Below are 3,347 nucleotides of genomic sequence, written 5' to 3'. Positions count from 1 at the left end.
GGGATGGTGTTTCCGAGGCCGGGCGCCGACCGGCGCTCGTCGAATGAGCCCCGATGGCCGGGGACGCTCCCTCCGGCCGTCGGGCTCGTCGCGTTCGCGGGCCTACTCGCCCTCCGCCGTGCCGCCGACGGAATCCTCGGTGCGGGCGGAGTTCTCGGTGCGGGCGAGATCCGCGTCGACGACGGAATCCGATGCGCTCTCGCCGGTTTCGTGCGCGCCGCGCGTCTCCGCGAGCACCCAGCGCAGGTACCCGGGATGTGCGGCGGCCACCGGGAGGGCGAGCACCTGCGGGGTGTCGTAGGGGTGTTCGGCGTCGGCGCGCTCGATGATCCTCGGCACCAGCGAAGCGCGGGTGTGCAGGACGAGCAGTGTCTCCGCCTCGTCGTCGATCTCGCCCTGCCAGCGGAAGATCGACCGGACGCCCGGAATGATGTTGCCGCAGGCGGCGAGTCGGTCCGCCACCAGCGAGCGGGCGAAGCCGGCGAGCCACTCCGGGTCGTCGGCGGTGATGGTCACATCTACGATCTGGTCGTCGGCCATGGCGACCAGTCTGGCCTACGCGCGGCCGAACGCGGCGGCGGCACGGCACGATTCGCGTCCATCCCGTGCGATGTGCGGCCCGCGCGCCGCGCCCGGCGATCGGGAGCCGAGGAGTCGATCGTGTGATCCACAGCACTGGATAACTTTGTGGATAGCGTGATTTCCATTCGCTATGACGAATGGTCAAGGCGCGCAGAGGCGTTCACAACGTGCGACACGCCGTCGTTCGACGGGTGCTCCAGCTGGCGTGTCGGGCTCGTCACGAGTCCGGGACGGAGGGCGAGGCGCCGTTACCATCGTCGGCATGCCTCGGACTCGTGCACTCGGCAGACGTGTCGTCCTGGCGGCCCTGGCCGCCCCCGTCGTCGTCCTCGGCGGCGCGCTCGGCGCCGCCCCCGCGTCGGCGGCCCCGGACGGGCTCGGCTCCGTCGCCGGCACCGAGGGGCTCGACCCGCTGCTGGCGCTGGCCTTCACCATGGCCGCCGACGCGGCCGAAGCCGAGGGCGTGCCGCTGTCGATCACCTCCGGCTACCGCACGCCCGCCGAACAGCAGGCCATGTGGGAAGACGGCCTGGCCACCTACGGCAGCCCGGAGGAGGCCAGGCGCTGGGTGCTGCCGCCCGGCGAGTCCACCCACGTCACCGGCAAGGCCGTCGACGTCGGCCCCCAGGTGGGCGCGCAGTGGCTGGAGGCCAACGGCAGCCGGTGGGGGCTGTGCCGCACCTTCGTCAACGAGTGGTGGCACTTCGAGCTGGCCACCCTGCCCGGGCAGCCGTGCCCGCCCATGCTGCCCGACGCCAGCGTCCGCTGACCCGCCCGAGGCGGCCGTCAGCTCACCGCGACCGGCGTGCCAGGCATGTCGTCGAGGGGCAATCCGCCCTCGATGCCCGCAGGCGCCCGGCGCCGGTCCGGGGAGCCCAGCGCGGCGGTGAGATCGGAGCCGTCGTGTTCGGCGAGCAGATCCCCGCTGTCCCACACCAGCAGCGTGGCGCTCACGGTGTGCTCGGCGGCGGAATGGGCCAGGTCGTAGTGGGCGCACCCGGGCACGTGCGGGTAGGTGATCCACAGGTCGTAGCCGGTCATGAACAGGTCGAGATCGAACTGCACGCTCAGCCCGAGCAGTTCGGAGCGGCCGTTGTCGTCCACACCGGCGAAGGCCTCGTCCAGCGCCAGTAGCCGAGGAGCCTGCGGGTCGGCCGAATCCAGCATCACGTGCGCGGCGGCGAACAACGGCAGATGCAGCGAGACCGACTGCTCGCCGCCGGAGAGCGCGCTGTGCCTGGCCACGGTCAGCTTGTCCTCGCTGCCGTCGGGGCCGATGAGGGTGAACGAGAACACCCGCCAGCGCCGGTAGTCCAGGGTGGCGGCCAGGATCTCCGGGTACGAGCGCTCCGGGTGCGCCGCCCGCGCGGCCCTGATCTCGGCGGCGAAATGCGCGCGCACGGCGGCCAGATCGGCAGGCTCCAGCGCGGCGGCCTCCCGGTCGAGCAGCTTGCAGATCGCGCGGGCGCTCTCGGACAGATCGTCGGCCAGCAGCCAGTGCACGCCGAGGGTGTTGCCCGAGGACATGCGGCGCTTCTTCATCTCCGCGCCCATCTTCGCGATCAGTTCGCGGGCGTCGGCGGTGCGCTCGTGGATCTGCTGGGCCAGACCCGTCAGCAAGGCGTCCTCGAGGATGCGCCGCTCGGCGTCGGTGAGCAGCGACTCCTGGTCGCGGCGGGCGCCGCCGACGCGTTCGGCGAACTCGGCCAGCGGGCACAGCCCGTGCTCGTCCTGCACCTGCACCACGGTCAGGCCGTCGGCCGCGTCCCAGCGCAGCCGGTAGTCGCGGCCCGACCCGGCCAACGCCGCGTCGAATTCCTGCAAGGCCGCGGTGACCGCGCTGCGGGTGGACTTGCGGGCCGCCTCCCCGGCGCGCACCTGCGCGGTGGCCGCCGACAGCGCCTCGAAGAGCCCGGCCACCTCGGCGGGCAGCACCTCGGCCGTGCCGTGCGGGCCCGCCTGGGCGATGCGGTACAGCACCTGCTCCTGGGTCGACCACGCCGCCTGGCTCGCCGGCCAGCGCAGCTCCGGGTCGGCGCCGAGCAGCGCCAGCAGATCCGGCTGGGCGTAAGGGGCCAGCGCCCGCGCCTGTGCCAGCACCTCGGTCAGCGCGGTGCCGAGGGCCTCGTAGGCGGTGCGATAGGCGGCCTCGGCGTCACCCACCGCCGCGATGGCCGCGTTGGCGGCGGTGCGCGCCGCCTTCTGCGCGGCCCGGCACTCGTCGATGCGCCTGCTCGCCCGCTCCAGTTCGGCGTCGATCTCGGCCGCGCCCGCGCCGACGGCCTCGCGCAAGGTCGCCAGCTTGCGCCGCTGCTCCTCGAAGCCCGCCCGTGCCGCCTCGGCCTCCTCGGCGAACGCCTCCGCCAGCGCCACCGCCTCCTCGTACCGGTCGACGGCCTCCCGCTGCCGTTCCTGCGCCCGCTCGTGCTCGAGCCGCAGCCGTGCCAGCCCCGACCCGGCGTTCTCGAAGTGCCGGATGGCGGCGGCCAGCGCGTCCAGCTCGCCCGCCTCGCGCGCGGTGGCGTGTTCGGCGGCGACGGCCCGCAGCTTCTTCTCCTGCGCGCCCACCTCGGCCACGGCCTGATCCAGTTCCCGCTCGGCCCGGCCCACGGCCTCCGCGCCCGAGCGCAACCCGCCCGCCGCCTCGGCCACCGCCCGCAGCGCGGCGTTCATCGCGGTCGGCCGTGGCAGCGCCTTGGCGGCCGCCGAGAGTTCGGCCAGCTCCGCCTCGGCCCGGCGCAGCTCCTCCCGCGCCTGCTCGGCCT

At 74.1% G+C, this 3,347-nt stretch carries 3 protein-coding genes; 1 reads left to right on the top strand and 2 read right to left on the bottom strand.

From position 1 onward, the window contains the following. Positions 1 to 102: 102 nt before the first annotated feature. Positions 103 to 540 carry a divalent-cation tolerance protein CutA gene (cutA, locus tag QH283_RS06620; protein WP_280502131.1) on the bottom strand — a complete coding sequence of 146 codons (438 nt, stop codon included), beginning with the start codon at positions 538 to 540 and terminating at the stop codon, positions 103 to 105. Between the two features lie 304 nt (positions 541 to 844). On the opposite strand from cutA, the gene QH283_RS06615 reads away from it, so the two are divergent. After that, positions 845 to 1,351, top strand: coding sequence for a M15 family metallopeptidase (locus QH283_RS06615; protein ID WP_280502130.1), 507 nt, complete (start codon positions 845 to 847; stop codon positions 1,349 to 1,351). A 17-nt stretch (positions 1,352 to 1,368) separates the two neighbouring features. Here QH283_RS06615 and QH283_RS06610 read toward each other — a convergent pair. Further along, the coding region (locus QH283_RS06610) for an SbcC/MukB-like Walker B domain-containing protein (protein ID WP_280502129.1) at positions 1,369 to 3,347 on the bottom strand (1,979 nt) is incomplete at its 5' end.

This window comes from Nocardia farcinica (genome assembly GCF_029867845.1).
Classification (GTDB): domain Bacteria; phylum Actinomycetota; class Actinomycetes; order Mycobacteriales; family Mycobacteriaceae; genus Nocardia; species Nocardia farcinica_A.
This window is presented reverse-complemented; position numbering and strand designations above follow the sequence as displayed.

Bases quoted from the DNA above. Each gene is read 5' to 3' on its own strand.
- cutA (WP_280502131.1), bottom strand. From the start codon at position 540: ATGGCCGACGACCAGATCGTAGATGTGACCATCACCGCCGACGACCCG.
- QH283_RS06615 (WP_280502130.1), top strand. From the start codon at position 845: ATGCCTCGGACTCGTGCACTCGGCAGACGTGTCGTCCTGGCGGCCCTG.